This window comes from Trinickia sp. HAY1-2D (assembly GCF_056754935.1).
The window spans coordinates 717,673-735,196 of the sequence record NZ_JBPGWX010000002.1 but is presented as its reverse complement, the minus strand read 5'-3'; the positions used below and the strand labels follow the sequence as shown (position 1 = coordinate 735,196).

The following is a 17,524-nucleotide window of genomic DNA, read 5'->3' as shown; positions in this document are numbered from 1 at the left end:
ACTGCCCGGCGCCTCTCGCTAGTGCACTAGAACTCAATCGAAAAAGCTTTTTACCTTATCGAACCAGCTTTTGCTCTGGGGACTATGGCGCGGCCCGCCCTCCACGAGCGATTTCTCGAACTGCTTGAGCAGTTCGCGCTGCGTGTCGGTCAGCTTCACGGGCGTTTCCACCTGCACGTGGACGTATAGATCCCCAGCCACGCTCGAACGCAGGCCTTTGATGCCCTTGCCGCGCAACCGGAACGTCCGGCCCGATTGCGTCCCCTCGGGCACCGTGAAGCTCGCGCGGCCTGCAAGCGTAGGCACTTCGATCTCGCCGCCCAGCGCCGCCGTCGTGAACGGGATCGGCATCTGGCAGTGCAGATCGTCGCCTTCGCGCTCGAAGACCGAATGCGGCTTGATATGGATCTCGACGTACAAGTCGCCCGGCGGACCGCCGTTGACACCCGGCTCGCCGTTGCCCGACGAGCGGATACGCATGCCGTCGTCGATCCCCGCCGGAATCTTCACTTCGAGCGTCTTCGTTTCCTTCACCTTGCCGGCGCCATGGCAGTTCGTGCAGGGATCGGGCACGTAGGTCCCGCTGCCGTGGCACTTCGGGCAAGTCTGCTGGATGCTGAAAAAGCCCTGCGACATGCGCACCGCGCCCGCTCCATGACAGGTCGGGCAGGTTTCGGGCTTCGTGCCGGGTTTCGCCCCGGAACCGTGGCAGACCTCGCAGCCCACCCACGTCGGTACGCGGATCTGTGTCTCGCAACCGTGCGCCGCCTGCTCCAGCGTGACTTCCATGCTGTAGCGCAGATCGGCGCCGCGATAGACCTGCGGGCCCGCGCGACGGCCGCCACCAGCGGCCGCCTGACCGAAGATGTCGCCAAAGATGTCGCCGAACGCATCGGCGAAGCCGCCAAAGCCGTGCGCACCGGCGCCCGCCATGTTCGGATCGACGCCTGCGTGACCGTACTGGTCGTACGCCGCACGCTTTTGCGAATCGGAGAGCATTTCGTAGGCCTCTTTCGCCTCCTTGAAGTGCTCTTCCGCATTCTTGTTGTCTGGATTGCGGTCCGGGTGATACTTCATCGCGAGCTTGCGATACGCCTTCTTGATCTCGTCGTCGCTCGCGTTTTTCGCAACGCCCAGAACCTCGTAGTAATCCCGTTTCGCCATCGGCTCACCACCGGCCGCGCAGCGCGCACGACCGCTCCTTTCACATGCTGTGGAGTCTTCCGACTCGTTCGGACATGCCTCTCGCCGGCTACCGCCTCGCAGCCGTCACAAGCACGCCGCCCATAAAGCAAATGTGCCCGGAGAACCCGAAGGTTCGCCAGGCGCGTCACCGGCCGGTCCCATGAAGGGTACCGGCCGCCGTTTCGGCTAAGCCTTCGCTTAGTCCTTCTTCACTTCCTTGAAGTCCGCGTCGACCACATCGTCTTCCGCGGGTTTGCTCGACGCCTGGCCTGCGCTCGCACCGTTGCCGGCACCGGTGGCAGCACCCGCGGCGCCTTGCGCCTGCATGTCGGCATACATCTTCTCGCCGAGCTTTTGCGAGACCTTGGCCACGGCTTCGATCTTCGCTTCGATCGCCGCCTTGTCGCTCGAGCCGCTCTTCAACGTTTCCTCGAGCTCCTTCAGCGCCGATTCGATGCTCTCCTTCTCGCCGGCGTCGAGCTTCTCGCCGTACTCGGTCAGCGCCTTGCGGGTGCTGTGCACGAGCGCGTCACCCTGGTTGCGGGCATCGGCCAGCTCACGCAGACGGTGATCTTCCTCGGCATTGGCTTCGGCATCCTTCACCATCTTTTCGATCTCGGCTTCGGACAGGCCCGAGTTCGCCTTGATCGTGATCTTGTTTTCCTTGCCCGTGCCCTTGTCGCGCGCGCCGACGTGCAAGATACCGTTCGCGTCGATGTCGAACGTCACCTCGATCTGCGGCACGCCACGCGGTGCGGGCGGAATGCCCTCCAGGTTGAACTCGCCGAGCAGCTTGTTGCCGGCCGCCATTTCGCGCTCGCCCTGAAACACCTTGATCGTCACGGCCGACTGGTTGTCGTCCGCCGTCGAATACACCTGCTGATGCTTCGTCGGAATCGTGGTGTTCTTGCTGATCATCTTCGTCATGACGCCGCCCAGCGTTTCAATGCCGAGCGACAGCGGCGTCACGTCGAGCAGCAGCACGTCCTTGCGGTCGCCGGACAGCACCTGCCCCTGGATCGCGGCGCCCACGGCCACCGCCTCGTCCGGGTTCACGTCGCGGCGCGGCTCCTTGCCGAAGAACTCCTTGACCGTTTCCTGAACCTTCGGCATGCGCGTCATACCGCCGACGAGAATCACGTCGTCGATATCGCTCACCTTCACGCCCGCATCCTTGATGGCGATGCGGCACGGCTCGATCGTACGCTGGATCAGGTCCTCGACGAGCGCTTCGAGCTTCGCACGCGTGATCTTGAGGTTCAAGTGCTTCGGGCCCGAGGCATCCGCCGTGACGTACGGCAGATTGATTTCGGTCTGCTGGCTCGACGACAGCTCGATCTTCGCCTTCTCGGCCGCTTCCTTCAGACGCTGCAGCGCGAGGACGTCCTTCGAGAGGTCGACACCCTGCTCTTTCTTGAACTCGCCGATGATGTAATCGATGATGCGCTGGTCGAAATCCTCACCGCCAAGGAACGTATCGCCGTTCGTCGACAGCACTTCGAACTGCATCTCGCCGTCGACGTCCGCGATTTCGATGATCGAAATGTCGAACGTACCGCCACCGAGGTCATAGACCGCGATCTTGCGATCGCCCTTCTCGGCCTTGTCGAGACCGAACGCGAGCGCAGCCGCCGTCGGCTCGTTGATGATCCGCTTGACTTCGAGACCGGCGATCCGGCCCGCGTCCTTCGTGGCCTGACGCTGGCTGTCGTTGAAGTACGCCGGCACGGTGATCACGGCTTCGGTGACCGGCTCGCCGAGGTAGTCTTCGGCGGTCTTCTTCATCTTGCGCAGGACTTCGGCGGAGATTTGCGGCGGCGCGAGCTTGTTGTCGCCCACTTTCACCCAGGCGTCGCCGTTGTCGGCCTTGACGATCTCGTAGGGCATCAGGCCGATGTCCTTTTGCACTTCCTTTTCCTCGAAGCGGCGGCCGATCAGGCGCTTGACCGCAAAGAGCGTTTTCCTCGGGTTCGTCACCGACTGACGCTTGGCCGGCGCGCCGACGAGGATTTCCCCATCCTCCATGTACGCGATGATCGACGGCGTCGTCCGGGCGCCTTCCGAATTCTCGATCACCTTGACCTGATTGCCTTCCATCAGCGCCACGCACGAATTCGTGGTGCCGAGGTCGATGCCGATGATTTTGCCCATTTTTCCTAATCTCCTGACTTTCAGTCCGTAGCAGCGGCGCCTACCGGGGAGCCGCTCCTGCTCGATTCATAACTGCACTCAACATGAGTGCTCGCGCATCGTTTTCAAGGCCCCGGGGCCAATGCGGTCATTGGTTTTTTGCGTTGCGCCCGGGCGCCCGGCGCGGTTACTTGGGCTGGGCCACCGTCACGAGGGCCGGCCGCAGTACGCGGTCGGCGATGACATAACCCTTTTGCAACACCGATACGACGGTATTGGGCTCCTGATCGGCCGGCACCATCGAGATGGCCTGGTGCTGGTGCGGATCGAATTTCTCGCCGACAGGGTTCAGTGCCACGACACGTCCTTTTTCCATGGCGGCCGTCAACTGGCGCAGCGTCAATTCGACGCCTTCGCGCAGTTTCGCGATGTCGCCCGACGAGTCCGACAGCGCAGCCTCGAGACTGTCGACCACGGGAAGCAGGTGCTCGGCAAAAGCCTCGATCGCGAATTTGCGCGCCTTCGAGATGTCTTCGGCCGCGCGGCGGCGTACGTTTTCGGTCTCGGCCTTGGCGCGCAGGAAGCTCTCCTCGAGCTCGGCGAGCTTGGCCTGAGCCTCGGCGAGTGCCGTCTCGGCCTGATTGGCAGCCTGCTGGTTGGCGGCCTGCGCCTGCGATTCCTCGGCAGCGGGTGCCGCTTGCGTGGCGACGCTCTCAGCCATGGGTTGCGCCGTATCGCCTGCCGAAGCGGGGTTCTGATCAGCGGGGTTGTCTTGCGGGTGTTCCATGTCGCGAAATCGTCCTAAAGGTGAAGTCGTTCAGAGCGTGCATTTCGCGCGCCGGCTCGCTCGGGTGTGTGTCACCGCGCCGCCGGAGCGCTGTTTGTTGCGGAAAAGCAACTCCACGCTCACGCATCCCGGCGCAAATGGGGGCGCCATATGGCGTTTCAAGAGGCAAACGCGGCTTTTTCGCACCGGTGCCGTGCATGGGAAACGAACGGTAACACTGGTTACGGCACCAGTACCGAAACCGCATTGAGCACCATTCTGGTTTGCCCTACACTGGTTTTCGTCTAGGTGTTTTTCCGTGCAAAGCCCGCGGCCCGCGAGCACTGCATGGCGCCCGGCAGCATCGTTTCGAACCGCTTTTCGTGTCCGTGCCCGCTCATCTCCATTGGGGGAGTACCGTGAAACTGACCTTTGCAATTGCGGTGGTCGCGCTGGTACTCGTCGCGGGGACCACGACCATCTGCATCTCCGGCGCCGTCACCGACAGAACGACGGAATATGGTGCCGTCCATGCCACTTTCGAGCAGCTTTTCAATCCCCACCTGAAAGTTTGTCGATGACGCGCCTGTCGCGCTTCGTCGGCCGCCCGCGCAGCGCGGCCGCCGGCTCGCGATAAGTACGGCGCCGTTGCTCCTCGGCCGCGCGCTTCGCGCGGCTTTCCGGCGTTTCCTCGTAAAGGGTCTGTGCCACAGCGGCCGGCCCGCGCACCTCGCATACACCCACCACGCGGACTTCCCAGCTGAGCCGGTCGATTTCTATCACGACCAGATCGCCCACCCGGACTTCCTTGGCAGGCTTCACGGCGGCGCCGCCAATTCGCACGCGGCCCTTGTCCACTGCGTCAGCCGCCAGGGACCGCGTCTTGAAAAAGCGCGCGGCCCAGAGCCATTTGTCGATGCGCAGGCGCGCACCCGGTTCCGTCGAAATCTTGAAGTTCATGACAATCGCTGAAATGGGCTCGGGGCGCGCACCGCGTCCACACGGTTGCGCGCAACGATCCTGCCCGCCGCCCGCAAGTGCGCGTACGCCGGTGCGCTTTGGAAGCGCCGCGTCGTCATGCGAGCGCGCCAGCCGCGGCTGGCGCCTGCGCCGGCCAGCCCTGAAGCTGCTGCGCGACGATTTCGCCCAGCGCGGCAATCCAGGCCGGTGCGGCGTTCAGACATGGAATGCGATGAAATTCCTTGCCGCCGGCATGCAGAAATTCGTCGCGGACCTCGATCCCGATTTCCTCGATCGTTTCCAGGCAATCGGCCGTAAAGCCCGGACAGAAGACATCGGCCCGGCGCACGCCGGCCGCCCCGAGCTCGCGCAGGGTCGGCGCGGTGTAGGGCTGCAGCCACTGCGCGCGGCCGAACCGCGACTGGAACGTGACGAGGCATTCGGTGGCCGTCAATCCGAGCGCCGCCGTGAGCATTGCCGCCGTCTGCTGGCATTGGCCGTGGTAGGGATCGCCCAGATCGAGCGTCCGCTTGGGCACGCCGTGGAAACTGAGAATCAGTTTGTCGCCCGAGGCGAAATTCGGGGTGCCATGGACAGCCCAGTACGCCCGCACCTGCTCGGCCAGCGCGCCGATATAGGCCGGATGATCGGCATAGTGCCGCACGGTGCGGATTTCGAGCTGATTGCGCATGCGCCCGAGCGCCGCGAATGCGGCGTCGAACGCGGTCGCCGTGGTCGACGACGAATATTGCGGATACATCGGCATCAACAACACGCGCTCGGCGCCCGCCAGCTTCAACTGGTTGAGCATCGCACCGATGCCCGGCGTGCCGTAGCGCATCGCATACTCGACAATCACTGGATAGTCGTTCGCATGCAGCAGCGTACGCAGCGCTTCGACCTGCTTTTCGGTGTAGACGCGCAACGGCGAGCCTTCCTGCATCCAGACGGACGCGTACTTCCGGGCCGACGAGCGGCCCCGGAACGGCAGGATCAATGCGCGTAACACCGGCTGCCAGACGAGCGCGGGGATTTCCACGACGCGCGGATCCGACAGGAATTGCGCGAGATACCGGCGCACCGCGCGTGGCGTCGGGGCATCGGGCGTGCCGAGATTGATCAGCAGCACGGCGACGCGATGAGACGTGGCAGGCTGCGACGGCAGCTCGAGATCGAAGCGCATGGGCAATCGTAGAAAGGCTTGAGCGGCGCGGCACAAGCTCGGTTCACGTGAAGGGCATTATAGCGAGCCGCCCGTGCTGCCCGACATTCGGCCATCCGGCCAATGGCGGGGCCTCGCCCGCACCGTGCATCATTCGCCCATGGCCCGCCGGCGACCTACCGGTGCCGACGCCGCGCCAAAGTCTAGTGCTGACTGAGCGCGGTCGACAGCAATCGCGCGGTGATGTCGACGATCGGGATCACACGGCTGTAGGCCATGCGCGTCGGCCCGATGACACCGAGCGTGCCGACGATCGTCCCATTGACCTCGTAAGGCGCCGTCACGACGCTCATTTGCTCGATCGGGACGAGATTCGATTCGCCACCGATGAATATCTGTACGCCCTGCGCATGACTCGACACATCCAGCAATTGCAGGAGGCTCGTCTTTTGGTCGAATACGTCGAAAAGCTTGCGCAGCCGCGCCATGTCGGACGAAAGGTCCGCCACTTCGAGCAGATTGCGCTCGCCCGAGATCAGCACCGTTTCGCCGGTGTCGGATTCGTCCGTGCTCGCGGTCACCGCCGCGTGCATGAGCGCCGTCATGTCGCCGCGCAGTTCGTCGATTTCCTCGCGCAGCCGCCGGCGGACCTCGTCGAACGAGAGCCCCGCAAAGTGCGCATTGATGTAATTCGACGCTTCAGTGAGTTGCGAGGGGGAATATTCGCGCCGCGTCGCCATGATGCGGTTTTGGACATCGCCCTCGGGCGTCACGATGATCAGCAAAATGCGCTTGTCGGACAGCCGCATGAATTCGACCTGCTTGAACACGTGGCTGCGGCGCGGCGTCAGCACGACGCCGGCAAATTGCGACAGGTTCGACAGCACGCTGGCCGCCGCCGCGACGACTTTTTGCGGCTCGCCGGGCTGCAGCGTCCGTTTGACGGCCCGTGTGACGGCTTCCTCGTCCGCGACGGATTCGACCGTCAGCATCGTATCGACGAACAAACGGTAGCCCCGCGGCGTCGGGATCCGGCCCGCCGACGTATGCGGACTGGCCACGAGCCCCATCTCCTCGAGGTCCGACATCACGTTGCGGATCGTCGCCGGACTCAATTCGAGCCCGGAATAGCGCGACAACGTGCGCGAGCCGACCGGCTGACCTTCCGCGATATAGCGTTCGATCAGGGTTTTCAACAAGGTTTGTGCGCGTGGTTCTAGCATGACGCAAAATTTTAGCCAATCGCCGATGGTCCCCGGGCCGCCTGGGGGCGTTCGGGTTGCCGCACGGCGGGTCCCGGCGCGCGGCCCGCCCTTCATCGGCACGTCATCATTCTAGCGACAAATCAATATTGCGGGACCGGGTGGAACAACGGTTCTTTTAGGACCCCAGCTATGGTGTAATGCCGGCATGAATATTGGGACCCAGTTCAAGACTGTTGCGCTCGTCGGGCGCAGCAACACGCCCGGCATCGGCGAGCCGCTGGCGGCGCTCGCCGCTTGCATCGCGCAGCGGGGCTTCGAAGTCGTATTCGAAGCCGAGACCGCGCGCGATATCGGCATCGGCGGCTATCCGTCCCTCACGCCGGCCGAAATCGGCGCGCGGGCCGATGTCGCGGTGGTGCTGGGCGGCGACGGCACGATGCTCGGCATCGGCCGCCAGCTCGCGCCCTATCGTACGCCTCTCATCGGCGTCAATCAGGGGCGGCTCGGGTTCATCACCGATATCCCCGTCTCCGAGATGCAGCAGCGCGTGCCGCAGATGCTCGCGGGCAGCTTCGAGCGCGAGGAGCGGACGCTGCTCGAAGCGCGCATCATGCGCGCGGGAGAGCCGATCTATCACGCGCTCGCGTTCAACGATGTGGTGGTCAACCGCAGCGGTTTTTCCGGCATGGCGGAGCTGCGCGTGCTCGTCGACGGGCGCTTCATGTACAACCAGCGCTCGGATGGCCTCATCGTCGCCACGCCGACGGGTTCGACCGCGTATGCGCTGTCCTCGCAGGGCCCCATTCTTCATCCGCAGCTGCGCGGTCTCGTGCTCGTGCCGATCGCTCCGCACGCGCTGTCGAATCGCCCGATCGTCGTGCCGGACGAATGCAAGCTCGGCATCCAGATCATCGGCGGACGCGACGTCAACGTGAATTTCGACATGCAATCGTTTACCGCGCTCGAGCTCAACGACACGATCGAAGTGCGGCGCTCGCGTCACACCGTGCCGTTTCTGCATCCCGTCGGCTATAGCTATTACGCGACGCTGCGGCAAAAGCTCCATTGGAACGAGCATCCGTCCGGCGGCGAGGAACCGGACAACGCGACAGGGCCGCTCTAGACGAGGCGCGCCGACGGACCACGGCGCCCGAGCGGCCTCGGCCGTCGGCAACCCATACGAGAACACGACGTCAACATCACCATTCCCATGCTCCGCCACCTCTCGATACGCGACTTCGTCATCGTCGCCGCGCTCGACCTGGAATTCGATCGCGGCTTTACTGTTTTTTCGGGCGAAACCGGCGCCGGCAAATCGATCCTCATCGACGCACTCGCATTGACGCTAGGCGCGCGCGCCGACGCCGACGTCGTGCGCACCGGCACGAGCCGCGCCGATATCACGGCGGAGTTCAGCGCCACGGCGGAGGTCGAACGCTGGCTCGACGACCAGGCGCTCGCGCGGCCCGAGCCCGACGCAGCGGGCGGCGCGGTCATGCTGCGACGCGTCGTCGATGCCAACGGGCGTTCACGCGCGTTCATCAACGGCACGCCCGCCACGCTCGCGCAATTACGCGAGCTCGGCGAACGGCTCGTCGATATCCACGGGCAGCATGCCCATCAGTTATTGATGCGCCCCGATGCGCAACGCACGCTTTTCGATACCCATGCGGGCCTCACGGCGTCTGCCGCCACGGTGGCAAGCGCGCACCGAAGCTGGCGCGATGCGCAACATGCGCTCGAGCTCGCTCGAACGCGCGATCGCGAGCTGCAGCTCGAGCGCGAGCGCCTCGCATGGCAGCTTGCCGAGCTCGACAAGCTTGCACCGCAAGCCGGGGAATGGGAAGAAATTTCCGCCGAGCACCGTCGGCTCGCGCACTCCGCAAATCTGATCGAAGGCGTGCGCGGCGCCGTCGATGCGCTGTCGGAGGCCGACAATGCCATGCTCGGCCGGCTCGGCTCGATCGTCTCGAAACTGCGCGATCTGGCCGATATCGATCCGGCGCTCGGCGACACGCTCGCCTCGCTCGAGCCCGCCGAAATTCAATTGCGCGAGGCCGTTTATTCGCTGACGCACTATGCGCAAAAGCTCGAGCTCGATCCGGATCGGCTCGCGCAGGTCGAAGCCCGGCTCGATGCGCTGCACTCGCTCGCCCGCAAGTTCCGGTTGCAACCGGAAACGCTGCCGGCCGAGCACGAGGCACGCCGCGCGCAATTGGCCGCGCTCGATGCCGCGGCGGATCTCGATACGCTGACAGCGGCCGTCGCCACGGCGCATGAAGCCTACCTGCGCGAGGCGAAGCAGCTCTCGAAAGCACGTGCGAAGGCGGCGAAAGCGTTGAGCGCCGCGGTCACGGCGGGCATGCAGGAACTGTCCATGGCCGGCGGCAGCTTCGAAGTCGCGCTCGTCCCGCTCGCCGAAGGCGGTGCGCACGGTCTCGAACAGATCGAATTTCGCGTGGCCGGCCACGCAGGGGTGCCGCCCAGGCCGCTCGCCAAAGTCGCCTCGGGCGGCGAACTCGCGCGTATCAGCCTGGCATTGGCGGTGGTCGCCAGCGCCGCGAGCCCGACGCCGACACTGATTTTCGACGAAGTCGATACGGGCATCGGCGGCGGCGTGGCGGAAGTCGTCGGCCGGCTGCTGCATCAACTGGGCCGCGATCGGCAGGTACTCTGCGTGACGCATTTGCCGCAGGTCGCGGCGCGCGGGGATCACCACTTCCAGGTCGCCAAAGCCGGTACGGCGGACGGCGGCACGCTGTCCACAGTGACGCAGCTCGACCGTACGAGCCGGATAGAGGAAGTGGCGCGAATGCTGGGCGGCCTCGAAATCACGGCCACCACGCGCCGCCACGCCAAGGAGATGCTCGCGGCTTAGGGAGGACCGCCGGCTCGCGGCCCGCGCGGCTCCGCCCGCTGGCCGCCGGTGCACGCCATCACCCAAATACGCGCTGCCACAACCGCAGCACGGCATCGCGTTCGGCGGCGATTTGCGCGGCCGGTACGCGCGCCTTCTCCATGCCATCGAGCCGCAAGCGATGCTGCAGTTTGCGATAAGCGCGGTAAGCGCCGCCTACGGTCTCCGCCTCTTCCGGCTGCATGAGCCCATAGCGGGCTACTTCACGCAGCAGCGCGATATTGCCGGTATTGAGAATGAGCTCGGGGTCGCGCGCGGCGTGCAGCAAGACCCAGTATTGGACGATGAATTCGATATCGACCATGCCGCCTCGATCATGCTTGAGATCGAAGAGGTCGCTGCGGTTCGGATGGCCGGCTGCGACGCGCTCGCGCATCGCGACGATTTCCGTCGCAAGCGGCCCCGCCTCGCGCGGCATCGTGAGCACCTGTTTGCGGATCGCCTCGAACTCCGTCCCGATCTGCGCATCGCCCGCGCAAAACCGTGCGCGCGTCAAGGCCTGGTGCTCCCAAACCCACGCCGTATTGGCTGCATCGCCCTCGCGCAATTGGTAACGCCGGAACGCATCGAGATCGGTGATCAGCAAGCCCGATTCGCCGTTCGGCCGCAACCGCAAATCGACGTCGAACAACGTGCCGGCTCCCGTCGCCGTCGTGAGCCATGTGATGAGACGCCGCGTAAAAGTGGCATAGATTTCGGCAGCCGCTTCGTCCGGGTCGTCATACAGAAAGATCAGATCGAGATCCGAGGCATAGCCGAGTTCCTTGCCGCCGAGCTTGCCGTAAGCGATGACGGCAAACCGCGGCGATTCGCGGTGACGTTTGGGGAGTTGGCGCCACACCGCTTCGATCGTCACGTCGAGCACCGAATCGGCGAGCTCCGACAGCCGGTCGCTGACCTGCTCGACGCTGAGCTTGCCGGCCAGATCGATCAGCAAGATGCGGAACACCTCCGCTTGGTGGGCGTGCCGCAAAAGGTCCATCTGATGCTCGACGCCATCCGCCGCGGCCAGCCGGGTGCGCAGCGAAGCCTTGAACCCGGTCCAATCGAACGGGCTCGCGATCGCTTCGTCGTCGAGCAGTTCGTCGAGCAACTGCGGATGGCGCGTCAGGTAGCCGGCCGCCCAACGCGATGCGGCCAGCACGGCGAGCACGCGATCGAGCGCGGCCGGATACTCGTTGAGCAGCGCGAGATAAGCGCCGCGCCGGCCCACGGCCTCGAGCAAGTCGAAGAGCCGCGCGAGCGTCGTGCTGCGTTTGTCGGCGGGCTCCCACGCCGCCGTCGCCTCGAGAGCCCGCCGCGCAATCGTATCGAACCGTTCGCGGCTGCGCTCCGGCAGCCCCTGGTAGCGCATCGAACGACGGATGCCGACGAGCCGGGCGAGGAGGTCTTCGGCGTCGGCAAAGCCCAGCGCCTCGAGGCGCGCGGCCAACGACGGCGCGGCCGCATCGTCGTCGAGCGCACTGCTCCAAATACTTGCCGCCCGCGCTTCGGCCGCTTCGCCGCCGGTGTCGCGCACCTTGTCCGCGAAGATCTGATCGAACTGCGTTTCGACGAGCTCGCGGTACTCGTCCACCTTGGCCGCGAGGCTCGCGTAATCCGCGAAACCCATCGAGGCCGCGAGGCGCGCCCGCTCGTCGGCATCGACGGGCACGGCATGCGTTTGAGCGTCGTGCCGGTATTGAAGGCGGTGTTCGAGCAGACGCAAAAAACGGTAGGCCTGCGTGAGCTCCTCGCACACGGCGGCCGGGATCAGACCGCGGTCCGCCGCGCAGCGCAGCACGGCGAGCGTCGGCCTGACGCGGAAGCAGGCATCCTGGCCGCCGCGGATCAGTTGGAACACCTGTGCGCTGAACTCGATTTCGCGGATACCGCCGCGACCGAGCTTGATGTCGTCCGCCTTGTCGGGACGCATCGAGGCACGGCGCCTCGCTTCCTCGCCGATCTGGCGATGCAAAGCGCGAATCGCGCTGATCACCCCGTAATCGAGGTAGCGTCGGTAAACGAATGGCTTGACGAGCGCGTCGAGCTGCGCGGCCAGACGCTTCGCGGCAGCGCTCGCGCCTTCCGAGACGAGCCGCCCTTTGATCCACGCATAACGCTCCCATTCGCGGCCCTGCACGTAGAAATACTCTTCCAGCATACCGAGGCTGCACGCGAGCGGTCCGGCGTCGCCGTTGGGCCGCAATCGCATGTCGACGCGAAAGACGTATCCATCCGCCGTCGGCTCGGCCAGCGCACCGATGAGCCGCCTGCCGAGGCGCGTGAAAAACTCCTGAGTCGAGATGGGCGGCCGCGCCGCGCCCGCGGTCTCGCCATCGTCCTCGTAGACAAAGATGAGATCGATATCCGACGATACGTTCAGCTCCCGCCCGCCCAGCTTGCCCATGCCGACCACGCCCAGCACGAGCCGCTCGCCGCTCGGGCCGCGCGGCTCGCCGTAGAGCGCTTCGAGTTCGGCTTCGAGCGTGGCGAGCGCATGCTGGACGGCGGCCTCGGCAAGATCGGTCATCGTGCCGGTCACCTCGTCGACATCCGCAAGACCGGCCAGATCGCGCTCCATGACCGCGCAGAACACCTCCACGCGCAACCGCCGCAGCACGCGGCGCAGGGCATCCTCGTCCAGCGGCCCGGTCTCGGCGCTACCGCGGGCCTGCCGCTCCAGCGCGGCGAGCGCATTCAATCGGGCGTCGATGCGCTCGCGCGTGATCGGCGCGCGCGCCCAGTCGGCAATGAGCCCATTCAGCTCGGGTCGCGCGGCGATCGCGCGTGCGGTAAAAGACGAATAGGCGGAACTCAGCAGTGCGGTTGCAGTCATGAACGATGTGGCTCGCGTGTTGCGCGGCATGGATGGGTGAGGAGCGCGCCGGCAGCCCACGCGGCACGGGCTTTGCGCGCCTCGCCCCGCGCCTGCGCTGTGTTACATTCGACGTCCGAAACGCCAAACTACCATACCCCCGATCTGCCGCAGCATGTCCGACAGCAAGGAATCCGTCGAAAAAGCCGTTGCCGGACGCACGCGCCACGATCTCCCGCTTCTGCGCCGGGTTTTCAAAGCCACCCTGGCATTCGCCCTCGTCGTCTACTTCGCGCTCGGCGCGGCGTTCATCGGACTGCGTTATGTCGTCTTGCCGCGCATCGACGATTTTCGGCCGCGGATCGAGGCGTTCATTTCCGCGCGGCTGCACGTCGAGCTGCGCATCGCAAAACTTGCCGCTCACTGGAATGGACTGGAGCCGGGCCTCGATGTGACCGGGCTCACGATCCGCGACCGCGACGGCAACATCGCGCTTTCGGTGCCCGACGCCCGCGCCTCCCTCTCGTGGAGTTCGCTCATGCGGGGCAGGCCCGCGCTGGCGAGCTTCGTCGTCGAGCACCCCGATGTGCTCGTGACGCGCGCGGCGGATGGCTCGATCGCCGTCGCGGGCGTGCAGGTACCGACCACTCACACCGGCAACGACACCACGTTTTCGAATTGGGTGCTCACGCAGCGCGCCATCGTGCTGCGCGACGGCACGCTGCGCTGGCGCGACAACCAGCGTAAAGCCCCCGAGCTTGCCCTGCGCCACATCCGGGCGGCCATCTTCAACGGAGCCTTCGAACACCGCGTAGCGTTGCAGGCTCCGCCCGAAGGCACCGTGCTCAAGGGAGCGCTCGATTTTCGCGCGCGTTTTCGTCATCTGCCGCTGGCGGAAGTCGGCAAGCCCGCGAATTGGAATGGACAGGCCTATTTGTCGACGGGACCCGTCGAGCTGCCCGCGCTCGCGCGTTACCTGAAGATTCCGATGAAGCTGCATGCCGGGCGCATCGACAACGAAATCTGGGCGGACTTTTCGGGCGGTGCACTGCGCTCGGCGCGCGGACGGCTGCAAGGCGCCGATGTCGTCTTGCAGGTTCGGCCCGCGCAGCCACGGCTCGACCTGCCCGTCGCCCGATTCGAGTGGGCCGCCGATATCGCGCCGCAGCGCGACTACCGTCTGCGCTTGTCGAATCTGCACGCGGAACTCGGACAGCCGCCGCTCGCCGATGGCACGCCGGTCTCGCGCACGCTCTCGTTCGCCACGCTCACGGGCCGCTATCGCGTGCCCGATGTGGAGCACGGTCAGTTGATGAGCGTAGCGGGCGACCGCGTCGATCTGGGCGTGCTGGCCGAATTCACTCGCGCCCTGCCTGTGCCGGAGCGTTTTCGCGACGAACTCGTACGGTTCGACCCGCGCGGACTCGTCGCCAACTACGTGATCGAAGTGGAGCGCGCACGCCCCGCCAACGCGCTGGCTGCCAGCGAGCAGCGCGTCTCCGGCACCGCCCCGATCGTGCGCTACCGGTTCAAGGGCGACCTCGAAGGGATCAGCTTCGCGGCGCAGGAGCCGCCGCCGGGGCTTTCGCCGGCCGGACATCCGCGTGCCGGCCTGCCCGGCGTCGAAAACCTCCGGGGCTCGATCGATGCCGACGAAGCCCATGGCAGCGTCACCGTCGACACCGCCGAGACGACGCTCACGCTGCCCGGCGAATTCGACGATCCGCGCCTCGCGTTCGATCGGCTGCGCGGCCGCGGCCAATGGACCGTCACCGCTGCGCCCGGCCAGCCGCATAAGGCTTTCACGATCACCGTTCCCGAACTCAGCGTCGAAAACGCCGATGCGGCCGGCCGCGTCGTCGCGAGTTACACCAATCCGGGCCATGGGCGCGGCACCCTCGATCTCTCCGCGAAAATCGAACGCGCCAAAGTCCCTTCCATCCCGCGTTATTTGCCGACGAGCATCGGCGAACATCTGCGCCATTACCTCGGACATGGATTGCAAGACGGCATTGCCCGCAACGCGACCATCGAGGTCCATGGCGGGCTCGATCAGTTCCCCTACTCGCGCGATCCGAAAGCCGGCATCTTCCGCATCGTTGCGCCGTTCACCGGCGCGCGGTTCGATCCCTCGCCGTTCCCCGCCAAGACGCTCGCCAACGGCGCGCCCGATGTCTGGCCGGCGCTCGACGGCATCGATGGCGTCTTTTCGCTCGCCGAAAACGTGCTGCGTTTCGATATCGGTCGGGCGCGTTACAAGCGCGTCACGCTGGACCGGGTGACCGGACGCATCGACGATCTCGGCAACCACGGCTCGGACCTCGTCATCGAGGGCAAAGCGCACGGGCCGCTCGCCGATTTCCTCGACTATCTGAACGAAAGCGCGGCCGCCAGCCTGACTGATCATGCGACGCAAAAGCTGCGCGGGACGGGCCCGGCGACGCTCGCGCTCACGCTCACCGTACCGCGCGGACCCGAGCCTCGCGTGAGCGTGGACGGCACGGTCGGGCTCCAGGGAAACAGCCTCGCGCGCGAACAATGGCCACCGCTCGACGCGCTGACCGGGCGGGTGCGTTTCACCGGGCACACGCTCGGCGTCGAACACGTGGCGGGCCGCTGGCTCGGCGGAGAGATACGCGCAAACGGCGCGCTCGACGACAAGGGCGCCTATACATTCGATATCGCGGGACGCATCGCCGCCGACAGCGCCCGCGAACTCGGCATAGAGGGTCCCGGCGGAACACTGCTCGGCCACCTGCATGGCACGGCGCCTTATTCGATCTCGGTGCGCGGCACGAGGAGTGGTCTACCGCAGATCGAAGCCCGTTCCGACCTGAGCGGACTCGGGCTCGACTTCCCAGCACCGTTCGACAAGCCGCTCGGCACGCCGATGCCGTTTTCGCTCTCGGTCGACGCGGCGAAAACCGACGCCGACGTGCAGGCCGGGGCGTTGGCCCGCGCCGAGCTGCAGCTGGGACCCGCGAGCGCGACTTACCTGCTGCGGCGCGGTGCCCGCGAACCGGGCGCTCCGCAGGCGTTGGAGGTGGTGCGCGGCGCGATCGGCATCGGTACGGCCGCGCGCATGCCGGCCCAAGGCGTCAGTGCGACGGCCGAGCTTGCGTCGCTCGACGGCGATGGCTGGCGCGCAATCGCTGCCGAGCTGCGCGCCGCCGCCCGGCCGACCCAAGCGCCGCCGTCGGCACGAACCCCATCGCCAAAGGCGGCCGGCGGCCTCGCGAGCCAGTTCATGCCGACTCGCCTGACGGCGCATGTGGACACCCTCAAGCTGCTCGAGCGCGAGTGGACCCATGTCGCCTTCGATGGCACGGGCTCCGACGAGGACTGGCGGGCGCAACTCGCATCGGATCAGGTGACGGGCACGCTGTCGTGGCAACCCGGCACGCCGGCCAACCCCAACGGGCTGCTGACGGCGCGCCTCTCGAAGGCGGCCGTTCCCGTCACGGTGGGCAACGATCTCGTGCGGCAGATATCTTCGTCGACAACAGAACGGATGCCGGCGATCGATCTCGTCGTCGACGAACTCAGCGTACGCGGGCGCGGCTTCGGTCGGCTCGCCATCCAGGCGCACAATACCGATGAAGACGGCGTGCCTGTCTGGCAACTCGACAAGCTCGATGTCGCGAATCCGGCCGCGCACCTGTCGGCGACCGCGAATTGGCGCACACTGCGCCGGCTCGGCGACGACATCGATCGGAATTCGCCGCGCCGCACGGCGATCGATTTCAAGCTCGACATCGCCAACGCCGGTGCGCTACTCGATCAATTCGGCCTGCCGCGCACGGTGAAGGGCGGCGCCGGCACGTTGTCGGGCAAGGTGGGCTGGCGCGGTGGTCCGACGGCCATCGACTATCCGACGCTGCGCGGCCAGATGGCGCTCGATCTCCATCATGGGCAGATCCTCAAGGTCGACCCCGGCGTCGCGAAACTGCTTGGCGTGCTGAGCCTGCAAAGCCTCGCGCGCGTCGTCACGCTCAACTTCAGGGACGTCATCGGCGAAGGGCTGCCGTTCGAGCGCGTGACGGGCACGGGCCGCATCGCCGACGGCATCGGTCGAACGGACGACTTTCATCTCGTCACGGCGCCGGCGCGGGCGGATCTCTCGGGCACGGTCGATCTCGCGAAGGAAACGCAGGACCTGCGTGTGCAGGTGACCCCGACAGTCAATGCGGGCTCGGCCGTGATCGCGGCGACGATCGTCAATCCGTTGCTGGGGCTCGGCGCCTTCTTCGCCAATCTCGCTCTCTCGCAGTCGATCGCCCACGCGTTTGCCACGCACTACGCAATAACGGGGTCATGGTCGCAACCGCACGTCGAGCGGCTCACCGGCGATCGGGGTAAGATGGCTGCTCCAGCCGAAGCAACGGAATCGACAGGCAAGTGA

11 protein-coding genes are annotated in these 17,524 nt (G+C 65.9%); 4 read left to right on the top strand and 7 right to left on the bottom strand.

All coding sequences use genetic code 11. The features are described 5' to 3' along the window. Positions 1-33 precede the first annotated feature (33 nt). The 3 genes from dnaJ to grpE form a co-directional block, all read right to left on the bottom strand. Positions 34-1,164 carry a molecular chaperone DnaJ gene (gene dnaJ, locus ACR9ZC_RS10395; RefSeq protein ID WP_481580205.1) on the bottom strand — a complete coding sequence of 377 codons (1,131 nt, stop codon included), beginning with the start codon at positions 1,162-1,164 and terminating at the stop codon, positions 34-36. Between the two features lie 219 nt (positions 1,165-1,383). Continuing rightward, positions 1,384-3,336: a molecular chaperone DnaK gene (gene dnaK / locus ACR9ZC_RS10390; RefSeq protein WP_331567955.1), complete on the bottom strand. Its 1,953-nt coding sequence runs from the start codon at positions 3,334-3,336 to the stop codon at positions 1,384-1,386. A 166-nt stretch (positions 3,337-3,502) separates the two neighbouring features. After that, a complete protein-coding gene (gene grpE / locus ACR9ZC_RS10385) occupies positions 3,503-4,102 on the bottom strand; it encodes a nucleotide exchange factor GrpE (protein WP_481580204.1) in 600 nt (199 codons plus the stop codon). A 398-nt stretch (positions 4,103-4,500) separates the two neighbouring features. Here grpE and ACR9ZC_RS10380 point away from each other — a divergent pair, with 398 nt between their 5' ends. Beyond that, positions 4,501-4,662: a hypothetical protein gene (locus ACR9ZC_RS10380; RefSeq protein ID WP_440559484.1), complete on the top strand. Its 162-nt coding sequence runs from the start codon at positions 4,501-4,503 to the stop codon at positions 4,660-4,662. On the opposite strand, the gene ACR9ZC_RS10375 is transcribed toward ACR9ZC_RS10380, so the two are convergent. From ACR9ZC_RS10375 to hrcA, 3 genes are all read right to left on the bottom strand, one after another. Then, entirely contained in the window at positions 4,634-5,041 is a 408-nt protein-coding gene (locus tag ACR9ZC_RS10375) for an RNA-binding S4 domain-containing protein (protein ID WP_481580203.1), read from the bottom strand. The genes ACR9ZC_RS10380 and ACR9ZC_RS10375 overlap by 29 nt on opposite strands. A 115-nt stretch (positions 5,042-5,156) precedes the next feature. Further along, entirely contained in the window at positions 5,157-6,224 is a 1,068-nt protein-coding gene (gene hemH, locus ACR9ZC_RS10370) for a ferrochelatase (protein ID WP_481580202.1), read from the bottom strand. A 182-nt stretch (positions 6,225-6,406) separates the two neighbouring features. After that, positions 6,407-7,426, bottom strand: a complete 1,020-nt coding sequence (hrcA, locus tag ACR9ZC_RS10365) for a heat-inducible transcriptional repressor HrcA (RefSeq protein ID WP_331567959.1) — start codon at positions 7,424-7,426, stop codon at positions 6,407-6,409. Positions 7,427-7,613: 187 nt separating this feature from the next. Between hrcA and ACR9ZC_RS10360 the strand changes: the two genes are divergently transcribed. Both ACR9ZC_RS10360 and recN read left to right on the top strand, forming a co-directional pair. After that, positions 7,614-8,531, top strand: a complete 918-nt coding sequence (locus tag ACR9ZC_RS10360; protein WP_331567960.1) for an NAD kinase — start codon at positions 7,614-7,616, stop codon at positions 8,529-8,531. A gap of 87 nt (positions 8,532-8,618) precedes the next feature. Then, positions 8,619-10,286, top strand: coding sequence for a DNA repair protein RecN (gene recN, locus ACR9ZC_RS10355; RefSeq protein WP_481580201.1), 1,668 nt, complete (start codon positions 8,619-8,621; stop codon positions 10,284-10,286). A gap of 58 nt (positions 10,287-10,344) precedes the next feature. Here the strand turns inward: recN and glnE are convergent, their stop codons facing one another. Then, positions 10,345-13,173, bottom strand: coding sequence for a bifunctional [glutamate--ammonia ligase]-adenylyl-L-tyrosine phosphorylase/[glutamate--ammonia-ligase] adenylyltransferase (gene glnE / locus ACR9ZC_RS10350; RefSeq protein ID WP_481580200.1), 2,829 nt, complete (start codon positions 13,171-13,173; stop codon positions 10,345-10,347). 124 nt (positions 13,174-13,297) lie between these two features. Here glnE and ACR9ZC_RS10345 point away from each other — a divergent pair, with 124 nt between their 5' ends. Beyond that, the gene (locus tag ACR9ZC_RS10345) at positions 13,298-17,524 is read left to right on the top strand and encodes a YhdP family protein (RefSeq protein WP_481580199.1); all 4,227 of its coding nucleotides are present in this window, start codon (positions 13,298-13,300) and stop codon (positions 17,522-17,524) included.